At 68.5% G+C, this 17,883-nt stretch carries 17 protein-coding genes and 1 pseudogene; 14 read left to right on the top strand and 4 right to left on the bottom strand.

Annotated features, from left to right (window positions below; translation table 11 throughout):
• Positions 1-337: 337 nt before the first annotated feature.
• The 6 genes from ABZS71_RS23235 to ABZS71_RS23210 all read left to right on the top strand — a co-directional run bounded on the left by ABZS71_RS23235 (position 338) and on the right by ABZS71_RS23210 (position 4,069).
• Entirely contained in the window at positions 338-580 is a 243-nt protein-coding gene (locus ABZS71_RS23235; protein WP_355854339.1) for a hypothetical protein, read from the top strand.
• Positions 552-1,076, top strand: coding sequence for a DUF6879 family protein (locus tag ABZS71_RS23230; RefSeq protein ID WP_356213102.1), 525 nt, complete (start codon positions 552-554; stop codon positions 1,074-1,076). Before ABZS71_RS23235 ends, ABZS71_RS23230 begins: the two co-directional genes overlap by 29 nt.
• Before the next feature lie 12 nt (positions 1,077-1,088).
• Positions 1,089-1,940, top strand: coding sequence for a helix-turn-helix transcriptional regulator (locus ABZS71_RS23225; protein ID WP_355854333.1), 852 nt, complete (start codon positions 1,089-1,091; stop codon positions 1,938-1,940).
• A gap of 494 nt (positions 1,941-2,434) precedes the next feature.
• Positions 2,435-2,569 (top strand): hypothetical protein, encoded by a 135-nt coding sequence (locus ABZS71_RS23220; protein WP_355854327.1) that lies wholly within the window; start codon positions 2,435-2,437, stop codon positions 2,567-2,569.
• The gene (locus ABZS71_RS23215) at positions 2,566-3,759 is read left to right on the top strand and encodes a methyltransferase domain-containing protein (RefSeq protein WP_356213099.1); all 1,194 of its coding nucleotides are present in this window, start codon (positions 2,566-2,568) and stop codon (positions 3,757-3,759) included. Before ABZS71_RS23220 ends, ABZS71_RS23215 begins: the two co-directional genes overlap by 4 nt.
• Before the next feature lie 127 nt (positions 3,760-3,886).
• Positions 3,887-4,069: a hypothetical protein gene (locus tag ABZS71_RS23210; protein WP_356213096.1), complete on the top strand. Its 183-nt coding sequence runs from the start codon at positions 3,887-3,889 to the stop codon at positions 4,067-4,069.
• Here the strand turns inward: ABZS71_RS23210 and ABZS71_RS23205 are convergent.
• Together ABZS71_RS23205 and ABZS71_RS23200 are read right to left on the bottom strand one after the other, a co-directional pair.
• Positions 4,066-4,161 (bottom strand): annotated as a pseudogene (locus tag ABZS71_RS23205) (DUF397 domain-containing protein); the annotation flags it as partial. The gene ABZS71_RS23210 and the pseudogene ABZS71_RS23205 sit on opposite strands and share 4 nt — an antisense overlap.
• Before the next feature lie 191 nt (positions 4,162-4,352).
• Positions 4,353-5,696 carry an endonuclease domain-containing protein gene (locus ABZS71_RS23200; protein WP_356213093.1) on the bottom strand — a complete coding sequence of 448 codons (1,344 nt, stop codon included), beginning with the start codon at positions 5,694-5,696 and terminating at the stop codon, positions 4,353-4,355.
• A 427-nt stretch (positions 5,697-6,123) separates the two neighbouring features.
• On the opposite strand from ABZS71_RS23200, the gene ABZS71_RS23195 reads away from it, so the two are divergent.
• Together ABZS71_RS23195 and ABZS71_RS23190 are read left to right on the top strand one after the other, a co-directional pair.
• Positions 6,124-7,416 carry a PIN domain-containing protein gene (locus ABZS71_RS23195; protein WP_356213090.1) on the top strand — a complete coding sequence of 431 codons (1,293 nt, stop codon included), beginning with the start codon at positions 6,124-6,126 and terminating at the stop codon, positions 7,414-7,416.
• 91 nt (positions 7,417-7,507) lie between these two features.
• Positions 7,508-7,675, top strand: coding sequence for a hypothetical protein (locus ABZS71_RS23190; protein WP_356213087.1), 168 nt, complete (start codon positions 7,508-7,510; stop codon positions 7,673-7,675).
• 30 nt (positions 7,676-7,705) lie between these two features.
• On the opposite strand, the gene ABZS71_RS23185 is transcribed toward ABZS71_RS23190, so the two are convergent.
• The gene (locus tag ABZS71_RS23185; protein ID WP_356213084.1) at positions 7,706-7,933 is read right to left on the bottom strand and encodes a hypothetical protein; all 228 of its coding nucleotides are present in this window, start codon (positions 7,931-7,933) and stop codon (positions 7,706-7,708) included.
• 302 nt (positions 7,934-8,235) lie between these two features.
• Here ABZS71_RS23185 and ABZS71_RS23180 point away from each other — a divergent pair, with 302 nt between their 5' ends.
• The gene (locus tag ABZS71_RS23180; protein WP_356213081.1) at positions 8,236-11,616 is read left to right on the top strand and encodes a type ISP restriction/modification enzyme; all 3,381 of its coding nucleotides are present in this window, start codon (positions 8,236-8,238) and stop codon (positions 11,614-11,616) included.
• 610 nt (positions 11,617-12,226) lie between these two features.
• Here ABZS71_RS23180 and ABZS71_RS23175 read toward each other — a convergent pair.
• Positions 12,227-12,805 carry a tellurium resistance protein gene (locus ABZS71_RS23175; protein WP_356213078.1) on the bottom strand — a complete coding sequence of 193 codons (579 nt, stop codon included), beginning with the start codon at positions 12,803-12,805 and terminating at the stop codon, positions 12,227-12,229.
• Between the two features lie 335 nt (positions 12,806-13,140).
• Here ABZS71_RS23175 and ABZS71_RS23170 point away from each other — a divergent pair, with 335 nt between their 5' ends.
• From ABZS71_RS23170 to ABZS71_RS23150, 5 genes are read left to right on the top strand one after another with little or no spacing between them, the layout of a single operon-like run.
• Complete coding sequence (locus tag ABZS71_RS23170) at positions 13,141-14,559, top strand: hypothetical protein (protein WP_356213075.1); 1,419 nt, start codon at positions 13,141-13,143, stop codon at positions 14,557-14,559.
• A 32-nt stretch (positions 14,560-14,591) separates the two neighbouring features.
• Complete coding sequence (locus tag ABZS71_RS23165) at positions 14,592-15,059, top strand: hypothetical protein (RefSeq protein ID WP_356213196.1); 468 nt, start codon at positions 14,592-14,594, stop codon at positions 15,057-15,059.
• A gap of 39 nt (positions 15,060-15,098) precedes the next feature.
• Positions 15,099-15,764, top strand: coding sequence for a VWA domain-containing protein (locus ABZS71_RS23160; RefSeq protein ID WP_356213072.1), 666 nt, complete (start codon positions 15,099-15,101; stop codon positions 15,762-15,764).
• Between the two features lie 8 nt (positions 15,765-15,772).
• Positions 15,773-16,918 carry a protein phosphatase 2C domain-containing protein gene (locus tag ABZS71_RS23155; RefSeq protein ID WP_356213069.1) on the top strand — a complete coding sequence of 382 codons (1,146 nt, stop codon included), beginning with the start codon at positions 15,773-15,775 and terminating at the stop codon, positions 16,916-16,918.
• A complete protein-coding gene (locus tag ABZS71_RS23150) occupies positions 16,915-17,868 on the top strand; it encodes a hypothetical protein (protein ID WP_356213066.1) in 954 nt (317 codons plus the stop codon). Before ABZS71_RS23155 ends, ABZS71_RS23150 begins: the two co-directional genes overlap by 4 nt.
• Positions 17,869-17,883: the final 15 nt, after the last annotated feature.

The following is a 17,883-nucleotide window of genomic DNA, read 5'->3' as shown; positions in this document are numbered from 1 at the left end:
ATAGCGACTCTGTCTCTGTACGGGTTCCAAGGTCTGTGAGAGACCCGAACCGACGCCACACGCGCCCCCCTGGCCTGGGCGGATGCCGTCTCGGGTCGTACGCCGGAGTGGGCCGTAACAGGGCTTTCGCTGCGCACCCCAAGGGCCCCGAACCTTCCCCGCGTGGAACTGGTCGGGGCCCTTTGGTGTGCCGAAGCCGGTTACGGAGCGCTCAGGCGGCCGTCAGCCCCGAGTGACCACGCTCGCCAACTTCGTGGCTCCAGACGCCCTTGACGGCCTCCGTCGGCCGGGTGATGGTCGTGGAACGTCATAGAACCCACAGGAGGGTAGAGAAGCCATGGCGCTACGGTTCATCGCGAAAGACCCGAACACCAACGGGACGCAGTGCCCCACGGCCTGGGTGGACGACGAAGCGGAAGAGATCGTCATTCAGGGCTGGAAGGCCGGGGAACAGCTCTTGGCCCAGTGCCGGGAGACGGGCCCGATCCCGGCGACGGAGGCAGTGGTACGGCTGCCCATCCGCATGGTGCCCGCACTCAGGGAGGCATGTGATGTCGCAGACCGACTTGGCGTTCACTGATCTACTCGCCAACACACACCACTCAGCCGTCCATCTGGAGATGCGCGACTCCTACGGGATCGGGGAGGAGGCGGCCGAATTCGAGAGGTGGCGGTCCGGCTGGCGGCCCGACCCGGACCCGGCCACCTGGTGGAACGATTTCCATACCTGGGTCCGCGAGGCGACGGCCCGGGGCGTGGTGTTCCGCCGGGCACGCATCGTGTCCGAGCCGGTGAGCGAGTACATCCGATATGAGAACGCCTGTACGTACCAGAACGTGGCGGCCGGGGAGCTGGTCCGGTGGCTCCCGCGTCGCCAGGCGTCGGACATCGCACTCCCGGGGAATGACTTCTGGCTCTTTGACGGCCGCTTGGTCATGTGGAACCACTTCACCGGTGAAGGCGGTTCGGCTGGGCCGGAGTTGGACGAGCGTCCTGAAGTGGCGAAGCTGTGCACCTCCGCGTTCGATGCTGTGTGGGAGCGTGCGACACCGCACGAGGACTACAAGATCCGATAGACCGATCAGTACATGCCCGCGTCCCCGTCATCAAGCGTCCAGGCAGCCCGTAAGGCGGTTGCCGACCGGCTCCGGGAGATCCGGAGGGACGCGGGCCTGTCCGGCCGTGTCCTGGCCGAGAGGGCCGGTTGGTACAAGTCCAAGGTCTCCCGGTTGGAGAACGCCGTAACCCCACCATCGGACGACGACATACGCCGATGGTGCGCCGCATGCCAGGCGGAGGACCAGGCCGCCGACCTGATTGCGGCGGCCCGGTCCGCCGACAACATGTATGTGGAGTGGCGGCGGGTCCAGCGCACCGGTCTGCGCAGGCTCCAGGAGTCCTATGTCTCCCTCTACGAACGCACCCGGGTGTTCCGGACCTACTGCGCCAACGTCGTCCCTGGCGTCCTTCAGACGCACGAGTACGCCACGGCGCTACTACGGTCCATCAGCCAGTTCCATGAGACGCCGGACGATGTGGCGGAGGCCGTGGAGGCCCGGTTGGCACGGTCGGCGCGGGTTGTCCGCGAGGGAGACCACCGGTTCGCCTTGCTCCTGGAGGAGTCGGTCCTACGGCACCGCGTAGGCGACGCGGAGACGATGGCAGGTCAGTTGGGTTATCTGCTGTCCGCCATGGCGTTCCCGTCTGTGTCCCTGGGCGTGATCCCGTTCTCCGCCGAACGTCGCATGTGGATGATCGAGACGTTCACCGTCTACGACGACGAACAGGCGGAAGCGGAGTTGTTGACTGCACGAGTGAACGTGACCGCACCCACCGAGGTGAGGCAGTACCTGAAGGCGTTCGGGGAGTTCTCCCGTCTGGCGGTCTACGGAGCCGAAGCGCGGGCCCTGATCACAGCAGCCATCAACGCCCTGGAGTGATCTGCGTGGAACTCCGTGGAACTCCCTTGGGGTGGCTCCTCTTCCGTCTCTAACGTGCTGGTCATGGCAACTACCGAGAGAGCCCAGGAAGCGACGGCCGGTAGCGATGTGCCGGAAGTGGGTCGGCTCGCCTATGACTGTCCGCCAAGAAGGTGGGCGTCCTGATGGGCGAGTGGGCCGGGCGGTACATGCTCCGCCCGCTGGAGGGAGGCCGGGAGTGGGACGCCGTGAACGTGCGTCCCGTGACCGCGCGGGAGGAACTGAGCGCACGTCTCGCGGTCAAGAACTCCGGCGATCGGTGGGGGAAATGATCCGGGCGTTAGGCCGGTACGCGGGTGTCCTGTTCATCATCATGGTGGCGGGATCGTGCGGGCCGGTCATCGGCGTGGCCATCGCGTCGTCCGGACCGTAAGCGGCCCGCCCTGGGGGTGCTGGGGCATTTCCAGGGCGGATCATTCACGCACGACCTACCAAACAGGAGCGGTGAGACGACGATGAGGGTACGCATCGACTTGCGCGCCGACGGCGGCGACGACGACAAGGCACCCGGCCAGCCCTGGCAGCCTCCGCAGGACCCGCCGAGCCCCGACGGTTCCAGCCCGGAGGGCGACGGGAAGCACCGCAAGTGACAACCGACGCTCTACGTACGGACCGCCCCAGCCGCAAGGAACTGGGGCGGGTCCTCATGGATTCCGGGGCACTGTCCTCGGACTGGAAGCCGACGTTCGCGGCCGTGGACCGGGCCCTGTTCCTCCCGGACCTTATGTGGCCCTACGACATGAAGGCTCGCGCGAGTGTCCCCGCCGACCGGCGGGAGGACCCGGACGCCTGGTACGACGCTGCGGACAGCAACGTCCCCATCGTGACCCAGTGGGACGACGGGGCCCACCTGGGCCCTGGTCCGGGGAAACTGTCCACCAGCTCATCGTCCATGCCGTCCGTCGTTTACTCCCTGCTCCAGGACCTGGAGGTGGAGGAGGGCATGCGCGTCCTGGACGTGGGCACGGGCACGGGCGAAACGGCCGGCGCATTGGCCCACCGCCTGGGCGGCGAGAACGTGACCACTATCGAGGTGGACGCGTCCGTGTCCGGGGTGGCCCGTGAGCGGCTGTGCCGACACGGCCTGTACCCCCACGTGGTCGTGGGCGACGGGTTCAAGGGCCACCGGGACGCGGCTCCCTATGACCGCATCCTGGCAACGGTCGGCGTCCGCAGCGTGCCCCCGGTGTGGATCGAACAGACCCGGCCCGGCGGGGCGATCCTCGCGCCGTGGGGGACGCTGTACACCAATGCGGACGCCATGGTCCGGCTGGAGGTCACCGGGGATGAGGCCGTGGGCCCCTTCACCCGCTCCGTGGAGTTCATGAAACTCCGCGCGCAGCGGGGCCCCACGGTCCACCATGCCGACTACCTGTCGGCGGGCCCCTTGGAGGACGCGGAGCAGACCACCACGGACATCACGGAGGGGGAGTTCGTCACCGGCCGGTTCTCAGACCTGCCGTTCGTGCTCGGCCTCCGGGTGCCCCAGTGTCGCCAATCCGTGGCGGACAAGCGTGATGGACAGCGACCGGTGTGGTTCTACGGCCTGGCAGACCAGTCCTGGGCGTGCGTGATGTTCCAGGACGGGGAGCGGCATGCGTCCGTCTGGCAGTCAGGCCCCCGGTGTCTGTGGGACGAGGTGACCGACGCCTACCGCTGGTGGAAGGACCAGGGGTCTCCCGAACTGACCCGGTTCGGACTCACGGCCACGGCGCACGGACAACGCGCCTGGTTGGACGACCCGGCAAACGAAACCTGGCACGTCCGACCGCCTGCATGACCCACCTCGCAGGACCGGCCCGCCCGTGCGCCTCCCTCGTAGCGCATGGGCGGGCCTTTGCGCTGCATGGCTATGCGGCGGCCTCCACCGCATCGCCACCTTGCGGAACTACCGGAGCCTGATGCCCTTGGCGCACGACGCACGCAAGCCCATGTTCGACCTGAGACCGGCCGACGGCGCCTTGGGCAGCACCCAGCAGTACGTGAAGACCTGCTTCAAGGAATTCCGGGCACTGGCCCATGAGGTCCTCGCCAGGCTCGGCGAGTTTCCGGAGGAATCCCACCGATCACCAACGGCCAACCGACGTTAGCCCTCCGCCGCGTACCGCACGAACCGTGCCCAACCGTCACGCCCGACCATGAAGTGCGGCCGCGTCACGTCCCTGGAGTCCCGTACGTGGATCGTCGCTGAGCTCGCCGCCGAGATCGGCAGCCCCGGAGTGAGACGCGTTCACCCCCGGGGTGAACGCCTGGGCTTTGTGCAAGAGTCCCGGTAAAAGTTCTGCCGCGCGTTTCGCCGGGCGTGCGGGGTGACCGTGTCGGGGGCCTGCGGCTGCGGGGTGACGTTGGGGTGTCAGGTCTCCCGGTGCCCGCTCAGAACAGTGCCAGGCCCTCGCCGCTGGTGTCCGCGATGACTGGCCGGGACTGGGCGGGGAGGCCGTCCAAGCGGTCAGGACCGGCCGCGGCGGCCACGGCAGGGGCCGTCTCGGCCAACCAGATGCGAAACCGCTCGGCGGCTTCGCGGTAGGGGACTCGCGCCAGGACACGGTGCTCGCCGGAGGGGCAGCAGTCGACGGCGACAGTGAGCAGGCAGGAACGGGGGGCGTTCTGACTGCCCGTCCAGAACACGCGCAGGACACCGCAGGGCTTGCGCCCGCGGGGGGCTCGGTGGGTCGGGCGCAGCGATCGGCAGGCTATGTGGGCGGTCCATGCGGCGAGGTGCGGCAGGGGCAGGGTGGTGCGTGCGCGGCAGCCGGGGCAGCGGTGCCAGTGGCGGAGCCAGTCGTCGGTGTCGGTGTGGAAGAGGCGTGTGTAGCGGTTCGCCACCCGGATGTCGTTGCTGTACAGGTGGTCGGGACGTTCCAGTGTGTTGCAGGACTGGCAGACGGGGGCGCGGACGTAGCCGTGTTCGTGGCAGTGGTCGAGGACTGCGGCGGGCGCGCCGCGGCAGACGGCGCACGCCCACCCGGCCACCCTGCCGGAGGTACCCGGCTTCCTGCTGAGCACCGAGTACAGCTGGCCTTCCAGCTCTGCGTTGTACGGGCGCGGTGAGGCGGTGGGGCCCTCGGGGCTCGTCGTCTGCCGACCGTCGGCGTCTCGGGCCCGCCGGGGGTGGGAGGGCGGCTCGGTGGCGGCTGCGCTTGCCCGGCGGGTCCGCGCGGCTTGCACCCACTGCGCTTCGGTGTGCTCGGCCGCGTCGAGCAGCCTGACCACAGCGCGCGGCAGCCACCACGTCCGCTGCGTCCCGTCGCGGGTCTGCTCCACGAGCATCTGTCGCCAGTCGATCCCCGCCAGATGGTACGGCCGGCCGAGGTCACGTCGTGCTGCCCGCTCGGGGCCGCCCAGCTCCTGCAGTTCCCCCGTGATGCGCCGGCGCCAACGCAGCGGCGTCTCCTCGTCGCACTCCTGCCTCGGCTCCCCACGAAACGGACCGATGCGGACCAGGTCCTGCCGGTCCATCCCCACCGCGTTCAGTTCCGCGGCCGCCCGGCGCACCTCACCCTCCGGGACACTCCACTGACCGCCGCTCGCCCTCACCGTCGCCACCACATGGCCGCCGAGCAGGACGTACCCCAGCCGGGCATGGGCAGGAGAGGAGGTGAATGCCCCAGAAGCCGTCGGCACAGCACTGTCGGCCGTCAGATCGACCCACAGAGCGTCCGCGGCACCCAGGGTGATCAGGCCGTCCGTGCGACCGGGCATGACACGCTCTGACATACCCACAGGCTAACGGCACCGACGCGGCAACGGGTCTCCAAGCGCCTCGGTCAGCCGGGCCGCCCTCCGCAACTCGGCGGCGACGACGCGTCGTGCGACTTCCGATCACCCCGCGTGACGGCAAGATCCCCGTACCGTCCGCGAGTACATGTACAAGATCATCAACAAGGTCGACGAACCCGGGACTGCCCACTGGTGACCTCCATCAGGTCCTGGTTCCTGTTCACGGCCCTCCGCTCTCACCTCGCCCGGCAGCCCGCCTCACGGTGAGCCACCGGTCCAGCTGACAGGACGCCTTGGCCAACAGATCGGCGAGGGTTCCCCGTTCACTTCCGACGGACGCCTTCGACACGCTACGGTCCCGGCAGGCGAACACGAGGGGACGGGACGCCCCTCGGACGCGACATACGGTGACGACGGGGGCGCAGTGGAAGAGGACGCGACGGCTGGGGCGGACAACCGAGGCCTCTTCGACGACTTCGGCGCCTTCCGGACCTCGACCACCGAGGACTTCACCTCCGTACTGACCCACGGTCTGGTCGCCCCCGACGCCAACGTCCTGCTGAACCTGTACCGCTACACCGAGCAGGCACGCGGCGACCTGCTGCGCGCGCTCGGCGCCGTGGAGGACCGGTTGTGGGTGCCTCACCAGGTCCTCGTGGAGTTCTGGCGGAACCGTGAGAGCACCCTCAGCGACGCACGGTCGTCCGGTGCGCAGGCCGCCGAGGACATGGCCGGTCACGCGGCCCAGGCGGAGCGCACCCTGCGCACCTGGGCCAATCGCGTGGCCCTGCCGGAGGAGGAGACCGACCGTCTGCGCAGTCAGCTGAACGAGGTCTTCGACGACGTGCAGGAGACGATCGTCAAGGTCGGCGAGGGCGAGTGGCAGAACATCACCCACGACACGAGCACTGATCCGGTCATCACGGAACTGGAGCCCGCGCTCAACGGCCGGGTCGGCGCTCCGCTGAGTCCGGAGGACCACGACAAGGCGATCGCGGAGGGCATGCGCCGCGTCGAGAAGCGGCTGCCCCCGGGCTACATGGACAAGACGAAGGAGGGCGTGGGAGCCGCCGCCGACTACCTCGTGTGGGAGCAGATCCTCCGGGAGGCCGGTGGCCGCCAGTGCGACGTGCTGTTCGTGACGGCGGACGTCAAGGAGGACTGGTGGCGCAAGGAGCAGGGCTTCAACCGCGGCCCCCGGCCTGAACTGACCGAGGAGCTCAGGACCCGGGGCGGCGGACGGCTCTTCATGCTCACGCCCAAGCGGTTCCTGGAGGTCGCCGCACCGATCCTGGAGTTCGGTCTCCAGGAGGGGTCCGTCGAGGACATTGAACGCGTCGAGCGGATCGGGGCCGAGGACGGAACCTACGGGGGCTGGACGACCGACGCGCTCCAGGAACTCTTCGACCGGCTGACCTACGAGAACTACGAGGACAGGGTCGCCGTCATCAAGTACGCCGCCGAGATGGACGGTGTCGCGGACGCCAAGAGCGTCTACGACATCTGCCAGTACCCCGAAAACCGCTCCCTGAGAGGCTTCACCAAACCGGTCACACGCATTACCGGCCTGCTCCGGAGCCTGGGAAAGATCCCGGAGTCGGCCGTCCAGGCCCTGAAAGCCGAATACGACGCTGGCCCCGGCCCCGCGTCCGGCTTCTCCGTCCACCCGCTCCTCGTACCGCTCGTCAACGAGCTGGAAGACGAGGACGAATCGTGACCGCCGACCGGGCATCTCACGGCACGTGAGAAGTCGGCGAAGCCGCGTTGTCCTACCGGCCATTGAGCAACAGGGCGATGCGATCTGTTCCATGGCCTCGCGCGGCGACTGCGACCACAAGCTCGTCGCGGAGGTGCGCCCCGAGTTCAGCGACGGCACCACACCCCGCTGGCGGGTGTGCGGCGAGTGGCTGACCAGCCACCCGTCAGCCATCGCCCACATCACCACGAACGGCTTCCGGGAGCCCGCCGTCCCTTGACGGGTCAGTGCCGGAGCCCTGCGGTGGCGACTACGTCGGCCGGTACACGGCCTGATCCGGATCCGGCCTCACGATCACACCGTCCTGGGCGAGCTCGCGGAGGTTACGGCGGGCCTCCTTGCCCGCGGCATCGTCGTCCGCCGGTCGGTACCCGGCAACTCGTAGGGCCAGTACGGCACGTTCGGTGTCCCAGGTGCCTCCCAGTGCCGGGATCACCTTGGCGAGCGCCTGCTTGTGCGTCAGCGACTTCTCGGTCATCTCACCCTCCCCTTCCGGAAACCGCCACAGCATGGCATACGGCGGCAGGGCTACTGCTGGCCGGACCAGCTCAGAATCGGAAACCGAAGAGACCGCCCTCCTCGCTCGCGTCCGTCAGCCGTGGGCCGATGACGCGGTCCTCGGCGCTGAAACCGCGCTGGACCGCTACCCGTCAGCAGTCACACCTTGATCAGGCTTCACACATACCCCTTCGCCCCAGTTGTCCGGCGTTTGCCAGTTGCCGTGTCATGGGCATTCTGTATGGGTCTGATCACCTGCGTGGGTGCAGCCTTGGGGGGCCGATGTCACGAGGGGACGTCTGGACAGCGAAGGGCACCACTAGATCGGTCGCAGACCTCGTCGCTCAGTTCGGCCAGGAGGTCCGGGCCAAGCTGCAAGGTCCCGCCGGGGCGGTCAGCAGCAAGGAGGAGAGCCTCACCGCGCCGGTGGAACACCTGCTGCGCGGCATGGCCTCGCGGCAACGCCTCAAACTCATCGCCCACGGTCAGAGTCGCGTCAAGAGACTCGGGATTCGACCGGACTTCGCCATCAGCTGCGGCGGCAGGACCATAGGGCACGTCGAGCTGAAGCAGCCGGGCAAGGGGGTCGATCCGGAGAAGTGGTCGGTGAGGAGCCACGACCGGAAGCAGTGGGAGAAGATCAAGGCCCTCCACAACGTGCTGTACACCGATGGATATGAGTGGGCGGTCTACCGTTTCGGCGTGCAAGTCCGCCCTACCGGGACCCTCGTCGGAGATCTGGAATCCGGAAGTCGGCAACTCGTCGTCGCGGACGACGGGTTCGAGCGTGCCCTTACGCACTTCTTCACGCCGGCGCCCCTCACCCACGGCAGCATCGACGAACTGGTCAAGCGCATCGCGGGAATCTGCGCCCTGCTGCGCGACGAGGTCACCGAACGTCTCACCCGCGAGGAACACGGAGAGGCCGACGCGGCGTTCTCGATCCTGGCCGGGAACTGGAAGGATCTGCTCTTCCCCGACGCTCGTCCGGAGGAGTTCGCGGACCATTACAGCCAGACGCTGACGTTCGCCATCCTGCTGGCCCGCCTCGAGCGCATCGATCTGGAGAGGCTCTCCCTCCCCGATGTCGCGATCCGATTTGGCAAACGGCACTCCCTGATGGGCAAGGCGCTGGCGGTACTGACGGACGAAGCCCTCGATGATCTGCGCGGGATCATCGACACGTTGATCGACGTCATATCCGCCGTCGACCCCGAGATGTTCAAGGACGAGACCGGAGACGCCTACCTCCACCTGTACGAGGGCTTTCTAAGCGCCTACGACCCGGAACTGCGACGGCGGACGGGGACGTACTACACACCCGGCGAGATCGTCCGCTTCATGGTCGGGTTCACCGACGAGGTGCTACGGGACCGGCTCGGCCAGGAGGACGGGTACGGAAGTGAGGACGTCACCGTGGTCGACCCGGCCATGGGCACCGGAACCTTCCTCATCAACATCATCGACCACGTCGCCAAGAACTTGTCATTGAAATACGGCAAGACGCTCAAGTCCGGACTTCTCCGGGACCTCTCGACTCGGCTCGTCGGTCTGGAGAAACAGACCGGGCCGTACGCGGTGGCCGAACTCCGTGTGCACCACGCCTTCCAGTCCCATGACACTGATGTCACCGGTCACCCACCGAGGCTTCTGGTGGCCGACACACTCGACGATCCCTCCGTCGAGCACCACCTGGGCTTGATGTACGAGGCGATCGCCCGCCACCGCCGTTTGGCGAACAAGATCAAGGCGGACGAGAAGGTCATGGTGGTCATCGGCAATCCGCCCTATCTGCGGGGTGCGCGACAGTCGGGCGTCGGACGCTGGGTCACCGACGGCAACCCGAACGATCAGGGCCCGATCCTCGCCCGTTTCCATCCCGAGGACAACGGGCGTGTCGGATATGCCCTCGACAACCTCTACGTCTACTTCTGGGCGTGGTCCACCTGGAAGGTCTTCGACCAGGTGACAGCTTCCGGCACACCGAAGGCGCCCAGCGGAGTCGTCGCTCTCATCACCAACTCCGGATACCTGGACAGTGAGGGCGCGGCCGGCATGCGTCACTACCTGCGCGAGGCGGCCGACGAGGGCTGGGTTATCGGTCTCTCCCCCGAAGGCCCCTACTCCGACACACGCACCCGTGTCTTCCAGGACGTGAAGCGCGAGGTCTGCATCGCCGTCTTCGTCCGCCGGGGTTCCCCGGACGCGAGGAATCCGGCGCGGGTGTGGCGACTCGACGTCCCGGCGGGTACGCGCGAGGAGAAGTTCGGCTGGCTGGAAGGGCTCGGCGTCGAGGGCCACCGGAACGGGACCTCCTGGCAGCTCTGCCCCACGCAGTGGACCGCGCCTTTTCACGTCCCGTCCGACTCCGAGTGGTCAGCCATGCCACCAGTGGACGCCTTGCTGCCCTGGACGAGCTCCGGCAACAAGAACAACCGCAGTTGGCCTGTCTCACCCAGCGGGGACGTTCTGGAACGGCGCTGGCTCAGGCTCGTCCAGGCTCCGGCAGCGGACAAAGCGACGCTGCTGAAAACCACCAGAGACCGCCGTCCGGACAAGCCGGAACCACCACTGCCCGGCCAGCAGGAAAGAGGCAGCCTCGCCGCGGAGAAGGAGACGGTGCCGGTCATCGTTCCCTACGGCCGGATGACCTTCGACCGGCAGTACATCATTGCGGACAGGAGAGTGATCGACTTTCCGCGACCCGCCCTGTGGTTCGCCCACAACGACCGACTCCAGATCTACCTCTCCGAGCTTCATACAGAGTCGGGTCGCCCTGGCCCGGCGGTGGGGTTCACCGCCCTCCTACCCGACATGCATCACTTCAAGGGCACGGAAGGCGGTCGTATCGCGCCCCTCTACCGCCACCCTCACCGGGCGGAACCGAACGTGACCCCCGGACTGCTGCAACTGCTCACCAAGACGCACGGTGTGACGGTTACCGCCGAGGACCTCTTCACATACATCGCGGGAATAGCCAGCCACAGCGGCTACACCGGCCGCTTCGCCACAAACCTGGCCGAGCGTGGCGCCCGTATCCCCCTGACGCGTGACCCGGCCTTGTGGACGGAGGTAGTGGAGGTGGGCAGGCGTACCGTGTGGATCCACACGTACGGCCAGCGTTTCGCCTCTCACCACCACGACAGCCCGCCCGGAACGACCCCGAGACTCCCGCCGGCAGAGCAACCGAGGTGCATCGTCGCAATCGGAGAAAACGACGGACTGCCGGACAGCATCTCCTACGACGTGACAACGCGAACCCTCACGGTGGGCACCGGCTCCATACGTCCTGTGGCGCCGGAAGTCTGGGACTACCGGATCGGCGGGGTGCAGGTGATCCGCAAGTGGTTCAGCTTCCGCAAGCGCAAGCCGGACGTGGAGCGACAGACCCCGTTGAACGACATCCTGCCTCCGACCTGGCCTTCCCGGTGGACCCTTGAGCTGCTGGACCTCATCAACGCGCTCGGCCTCCTCGTAGCCCTCGAGCCCCGACAGGCCCGGCTCTTGGACGCCGTGAGCAGCGGCCCGCTCATCACCACCGACGACCTCCGGGACGAGGGCATCCTGCCCGTGCCTGCCTACGCGACCAAGGAACCGAAGCCACCGCGGAAGTCCCGGCGCACCCCCGGGCCTGGTCAGGAGAGCCTCGACTTCCCGAACTGACATGCGCCCGGCCTGAGTGCCCGACGCCCGTACCGTCAACGGAATGTGTCCGTACGATGACACACCGTACGGATTTCACTCATGGAACGCGCCCCCGCGCGCCCGTCACCGTGGTTCCCATGAGCGCAACCACGCCCCAGGTTCCCGTCGTCCAGCGGACGTTCACGCAACTGCTGTCCTCCACCCGCCGCGGCGCACTCCTCGCTCGGATGCTCGACAGTGCCGCGCCTGGGAGGTGTCACCCGCCGTCACCGAACGCGTGGAGCAGATCGTCGCCGAACTCGCCGCCAACGCCTCTCTGCACGGCAGGGTGCAAGGCCGCGACTTCCGCCTCGCCCTCACCCTCGACACAGCGGCCGACACCCTCCGCATCGCGGTCACCGACGCCCGCGCGGCGACCACCTCCCGGTGCCCGCGCCGGCGGCCCGACCGGAGGAGGAGGCCGAGCCGAAGCGATCGTGGACGCAACGTACGCGCCCCCGACCTCCGCTCCTGTCGGGGTGGAATGGAGGCTCGGCTCCCCGCGGTAAGGGAAACTCCGCCCCTCCCCTCAAGACGGTCTGGGCGGAACTCGAAAATGGCCGCCCTCATCAGCAGGCGAACCGCTCCCTCACAAAAGGGGCTTGACCCCCGGTACCCACTCGAAGCCGAAACCGTACGCCTGGTCGATGAGCTGCTGGTTCGACGACCACGGCTGGGCGGTGAACCAGCGGACCTCCCGCCGGAGGTCGAAGGTGTCGCGCCCCGGCGTCAGCAGGGCGATGGCGCACGAGGTCGCTCCGGCCGGGGAGTCGTCGAGGTGGATCCGCCAGGTGCCACTCTGCGCACTGATGGTGACGATGCCTCCGAGTGTCCGGAAATCGGCCGCACCCTCGTAGATGTACACGTAGACAAGGAGCTTGGTGAACTGGCGCCGGTGCTCAAGACTGACGCGCAGCGTCTCCCCGTCGGAGGTCTCGCCGGTCCGGTCGTCCTGGTCGAGGCTGACGTAGGGCCAGGTGTCGAGATCACCGAACGCCGCTCCGAGAGGCTGCACGGCGGTGCCCATGCCGTCGCAGGTGAGAACCATGCAGCCCAGATCGAGATCGGCCTCGGAGGCGACCGACCAGTTGAGGTTGACCTGGAGGACACCCCGCCCCGCGATCTCGGCGCGTGGTGTCCGCCGGGTGAGATCCACCGTGCGCGGCACCGGCTCCCGCGCCGTCCGCCTCTCGGACTCGGCGGGAGCCCCGCCTCCGGTCAACTGGATGACACCCCGTCGCCTGCCGTCACCGCTCAAGGAAGCCCCCCTGGTTCAGCGCTCCACATGACCGCTTCATGCCACGCCGTCCGCCGATGAGATCGTCGTCTATTATGGCGCGACTGGTGAAGAAGATGTGAGAGTCTCCATCAGTTCGTTCTGCGCGGCAGGGGGCACGCGCCGCTGATCCCGGCCCGACCATCGCCGCACTTGGATACGCAAGAACGTCCCGGCGTCACCGGGCAGGGGTGGGAATGTTCGCGGGGATACAACTCGACAAAGGGGTGACGGCACGTCACCTCGAGGACCTGGCGCAGGATCCTGCGCTCGCACCGCGCGCCGAGGAGCTGCGCGCGCTGGCACAGGCCCTCGGCTCCACCGACACGCAGGCCCTCGACGCATGGGTCGATCTCGACCTGATGGGGCATTTCGCCCGGCCCGAGAGCGTCGCCGAGCCCGTGGTGGAAGGCCGGGGCGCACGGTTCGACTCCGTGCTGGACTGGGTTCTCGGAGCCCTGGTCTTCCTGCCGCTGCTTTTCACCTGGTTCGGCCTGTGGCAGGCGTCCAGTGCGTACGGGGCGCTCACGGGCGACGACCCCAAGGCTGCGGGCCGGCCGTTCCTGCAGCTCTGGCAGTCCGGTTTCGACGGACACCTGGGAGAGGTCTTCCGGTTCGGACACGTCGCCGTGGGCGGGTGCCTGACCCTGGCGATGCTGTTCGTTCTCACCGCCGTGCACGGCTACCGGCGTACCGCGGCCGAACGCCGTGCGGAGGAGGCTCGCGGACGCACCCGTGCGGCCCTTGCCCGCCTGGTCCCGGTCCTCACCAGGGCACAGCTCTCGCTCAACGAACACCGGTTCGCCTCCCCGCAACGCTTCGCGGCAGAGCTCAACTCGGCGGCCGGCCGGCTCCAGCGCATGCAGACCAAGGCCATCACCACGCAGGAGAAACTCACCCAGGCCGCCCAGGTGGTGGGTGAGGCCATGGACAAGGCGGAGCAACGTCTTGCCCAGGCGGAGGCGTACGTGCGGCCGATCGAGCAGGTGGTGCTGCGGATCGAGGAGACCGTACGGGACAGCGGGACGGCCATCCAGACCGCCGTACAGGGCTTGGACGATCCGGTGACGCAGGCGGGCCGGCGGCTGGCCGACGCGGTCAACGGACAGACCAGTGTGCTCGACAAGGCGGCGGAAGAGCTACGGGCGGCCGGTGACGCGATGCGCGATCTCCTCGCCCGTACCGCGGACCGGCTGGAGACCGCGGTCGGCGCCAACGGCACCAGCGTCCACGAGGCGCTGACGGACGCGGCTCAGCAGGTCGAGGACTCCCTGACGGTACTGGCCGCCTCGCAGCGCGGGTTCACCACCGGCATCGAGGTCGTCGCAGATGTCAACGGCCGGCTGCTCAACGACCTCGGTGCGGTGGCCGAACGCACCGGTGAGGCCGCGGAGGTCTCCCGCGAGGCGCTGCTCGGCATCGAGGCCCGCAGCCTCGCCCTGCACGAAGCGGCCGACCGTTTCACCGGTGTCACCGACGCCCTGGTGCGGGCCCTGCGCGAGACCGAGACGGCCCGCGCCGAGACCGAGGCGGCGCGGGTCGAGGCAGAGGCGGCGCGGGCGGGAGCCGAGGCGGCCCAGAAGCGGGCCGAGGACGAGCTACGGCAGGCGAAGGAGCTGCGGGCCGGGATCGGATCCGGACGGTGAGCCCGGTGAGAAGGAGGTTCCGCTTCACTCCGATGCATCTCGCCGGGTGGCTCTTCGCCGACATGCTGGTCGTACTCGCCCTCGTGTCCATGGGAGACCGGGGCGATCCGCTGGCCGCGCACCCCGCCACGCGGCCTTCCCCGTCCGCCGCGTCCCCCGACGCCGAGCCGTCGCCCGAACCGAGTCCGACTCCGCCGGGTCCCCGGTCGGTCGAACGCAAGCCGGTGAAGGTCCATGTGACGGCGACGGTGGGTGACACGGCAAGGATGGTGAAGCAACTCCGGGCCGCCACCGCCCGCTACGAGGGCCGCGCCGCCGCCTTCGTGCTGACCTTCGGCCAGGCCCCCGAGCCCGGTGACGGTCAGGCGTACGCGCGCGAGATCAACACGTCGCTGCGCAAGGCGCGTCCGGACATGTTCACCGACGCGACGACGCGGGACTTCTGGAACGGCGGTTCGGCGAGTTCGGCCGACCTGGAGATCTACTTCTACACCCGTTGACGGCTGAGCCGTCACCTACGCCTACGCTCAGGAGAGCTCATGCAGATCCTGCCCTTCTACATGGTGTGCGATGAGTCCGGTTCCATGGCGGGAACCGGCGTGGACGCCATCAACTCGGGCCTGCCCGACCTGCACCACGAGATCAGCACCAATCCGAGTGTCGCGGACAAGACCCGGTTCGCCCTGATCGGGTTCTCCACTCAGGCGTCCGTGCTGCAGCCGCTCGCGGACCTGAGCGAGCTGACACAGCTGCCGTCTCTGTCCGCGGGCGGGGTGACCTCCTTCGGAGCCGCCTTCAGTCTGCTGAAGGACACCATCGAGAAGGACGTCACGGCGTTGAAGGCGGAGGGCCACGACGTGTACCGGCCCGTGGTGTTCTTCCTGTCCGACGGCATCCCCACGGACGACGGCTGGCGCACCGCGCTCAAGGAGCTGAACGGGTTCCGCTACGCCCCGAAGATCATCGCTTTCGGGATCAGCGACGCCGACGCCGCGATCATCACCGAGGTGGCCAACTTCAAGGCGTTCATACAGCAGGAGCCGTCCATCACGCCGGCCGTCGCACTCCGCGAGTTCGCCTCGAGCCTCACCCGGTCCATCGTGAGTTCGGCGACCAGTATGGCCGCACAGGGCGGGGACGGGTTCCAGCTGCAGGTCGACGAGCAGGTGCCTGGCTTCACCAGCCTCTCCCTGGACAAGCTGTGAGCGGCCCGATGAACTACGACGAATCCCGCGGCGCCTACGACGATCCGGGGCATGACCACCGCCGCATGGGCGAGGCCACCGATCCCGACGGCCTCGACGCGCACATCGCGGGCCTGCCGTACGGGGTCATAGCACACGAGACGATCACTCGGGCCCCTGAAGCCGCCGCGCCGACGCTACCGCCGGACCCTCAGGCGTCCGAGGGTCCCGTGCCGTTCGCGGAGCCCGAGACCGAGCCCCTGCGAGGAGTTCCGGTGCACGTCGGTCACCACCCTCCCAGCTATCCGCCCCACCCCCTGGGACGACCCTCCATGCGGGACGCGGACGCATTCGCCCCCTTCTCCCCCGTGGTCCTGTTGGACGGGGCCCAAATCGGGCGGTTGACCGTGCGTGCCGCTTCTGTGCGTGGCGATTCCCACAACTGGGAGGGCAGCTGCCGCCAGGACGCCATGGCGGTGACGCGGATCGGTCCGCCGGAGGCGGAGCTGCTTCTGCTGGCGGTCGCCGACGGCGTGGGCTCGGCGCTGTACTCGCATGTGGGCTCCTACCAGTTCTCGCGCCTGGCAGCCGTCTACCTGGACCGGGAGGCCGAGGGCATCCACGCGGCACTGTACGCTCGCGACGAGGACGAGCTTCGCGTCCTGGCCACCAAGGCGGTCGCCGGCGCGGCCGCCGAACTGCGCTCCGGGTGGGCGCGTGCCGCACAGCACCAGCCCCGTCCCTACGCCGACCAGGACTACGCCACCACGCTGCACGTCCTCCTGATCCCCACTGACGCGCGCATCCGCGACCGTGTTCTGTGCAGCGTGGGTGACGGCGGCCTGTTCGTGCTGCGTGAGGGCCGCTGGGAACACGGGGACCCGGACGGCGGCGGGGAACTTCTCGACACCCGCACCGAGGCTCTCCCGCACGCCTACCGCAGCGTCAAGGCCACTTTGCTGCGCACCGTGCCGGGGGAGGTTCTTCTGCTGGGCACCGACGGCATCACCAACCCTCTCACCCAGAAGGACCCCGAGTTCGCGCGCCGTCTCGCCAACGCGTGGGGCGGGCCCGAGGTCCCCTCTTTGTCCGACTTCCTGTGGCAGGCGCAGACACGGGCCAAGTCCTACGACGACGACCGGACCGTCATCTGTGTGTGGGAGGAGCAGGCATGAGCGCGGAGGACGGCGCCGACGTCACCCGCTCGTCGCTCACGCTGGGGGACCGGGCCGGCAGCGGCGGTCAGGGTGAGGTACATGCCGTCGGCGACGGATCGCTGCTCTACAAGGAGTACAAGGACCCGTCCAAGGTCAATGGCCGTGCGCTCGCGGATCTGGTCGCGTTCCGGCAGGGGCTCGGCCAGGCCGAGCGGGGCCGCTTCGACACGCTCGCCGCCTGGCCCCTGTGCCGTGTGGTCGAGGGCGGCCGGACGCTCGGTTTCCTCATGCGGCGTGCCCCGTCTCCTATGACGTGGCGCACCGCGACCGGGACGATGAAGCTCCTGGAGTTGCAGTACCTGATCAGGCCTCCGAAAGTGGCCTGGCAGGAAGTGTCGCAGCCGACTGCTGAGCAGCGCCGGGCTCTCGCGTTGGCCTGCGTCGAGGCCATCAGCTGGTTCCACGGCGCCGGAGTGGTGATCGGGGACATCTCGCAGGCCAACGTCCTGTGGTCCCTCACGCCCGAACCCGCCGTCCACTTCCTGGACTGTGACGGCTTCCGCCGGGTGGGGCGTGACGCCGTCCAGGCCCAGGCCGCCACTCCCGACTGGAACGACCCGCTCGCGCCGTCCATCGAGGCGAGCGTCGACACGGACGCGTACAAGACCGCCCTCACCGCGGGGCGCATTCTCGCGCAGGAGCCGTACCTCAGGCCGAACCAGGAGCTGCGGCCCGTCGCCGGTTGTCTCAACGAGCGTCAGGTCGCCGCAGCGGGAAGGCTCTTCGCCCAGGCCGCGGGCGAGCGCGGAACCCGGCCCCGCCCGAGCGAGTGGCAGACCGCGCTGAGCGACCGCGGCACCATCACCCTGACCGCGGCGGCGCCCCGGCCCCGCCCGTCCCTCGATCACACGGTCCTGGACGGGGTACGCAACCGGACACCGATCGACTTGCGCGCACCCCGTCAGTAGACAGGGATCCGGTGC

The sequence above is a fragment of the Streptomyces sp. NPDC005393 genome (assembly GCF_040606675.1).
In the GTDB taxonomy this organism is placed as follows: domain Bacteria; phylum Actinomycetota; class Actinomycetes; order Streptomycetales; family Streptomycetaceae; genus Streptomyces.
This window is presented reverse-complemented; position numbering and strand designations above follow the sequence as displayed.

What these genes read in the sequence shown, in the direction of transcription:
- ABZS71_RS23180 (WP_356213081.1), top strand. Translation starts at nt 8,236, where the DNA reads ATGTCACGAGGGGACGTCTGGACAGCGAAGGGCACCACTAGATCGGTC.
- ABZS71_RS23165 (WP_356213196.1), top strand. Translation starts at nt 14,592, where the DNA reads ATGCATCTCGCCGGGTGGCTCTTCGCCGACATGCTGGTCGTACTCGCC.
- ABZS71_RS23230 (WP_356213102.1), top strand. Translation starts at nt 552, where the DNA reads ATGTCGCAGACCGACTTGGCGTTCACTGATCTACTCGCCAACACACAC.
- ABZS71_RS23185 (WP_356213084.1), bottom strand. Translation starts at nt 7,933, where the DNA reads ATGACCGAGAAGTCGCTGACGCACAAGCAGGCGCTCGCCAAGGTGATC.
- ABZS71_RS23190 (WP_356213087.1), top strand. Translation starts at nt 7,508, where the DNA reads ATGGCCTCGCGCGGCGACTGCGACCACAAGCTCGTCGCGGAGGTGCGC.
- ABZS71_RS23160 (WP_356213072.1), top strand. Translation starts at nt 15,099, where the DNA reads ATGCAGATCCTGCCCTTCTACATGGTGTGCGATGAGTCCGGTTCCATG.
- ABZS71_RS23225 (WP_355854333.1), top strand. Translation starts at nt 1,089, where the DNA reads ATGCCCGCGTCCCCGTCATCAAGCGTCCAGGCAGCCCGTAAGGCGGTT.
- ABZS71_RS23200 (WP_356213093.1), bottom strand. Translation starts at nt 5,696, where the DNA reads ATGTCAGAGCGTGTCATGCCCGGTCGCACGGACGGCCTGATCACCCTG.
- ABZS71_RS23220 (WP_355854327.1), top strand. Translation starts at nt 2,435, where the DNA reads ATGAGGGTACGCATCGACTTGCGCGCCGACGGCGGCGACGACGACAAG.
- ABZS71_RS23150 (WP_356213066.1), top strand. Translation starts at nt 16,915, where the DNA reads ATGAGCGCGGAGGACGGCGCCGACGTCACCCGCTCGTCGCTCACGCTG.
- ABZS71_RS23155 (WP_356213069.1), top strand. Translation starts at nt 15,773, where the DNA reads ATGAACTACGACGAATCCCGCGGCGCCTACGACGATCCGGGGCATGAC.
- ABZS71_RS23235 (WP_355854339.1), top strand. Translation starts at nt 338, where the DNA reads ATGGCGCTACGGTTCATCGCGAAAGACCCGAACACCAACGGGACGCAG.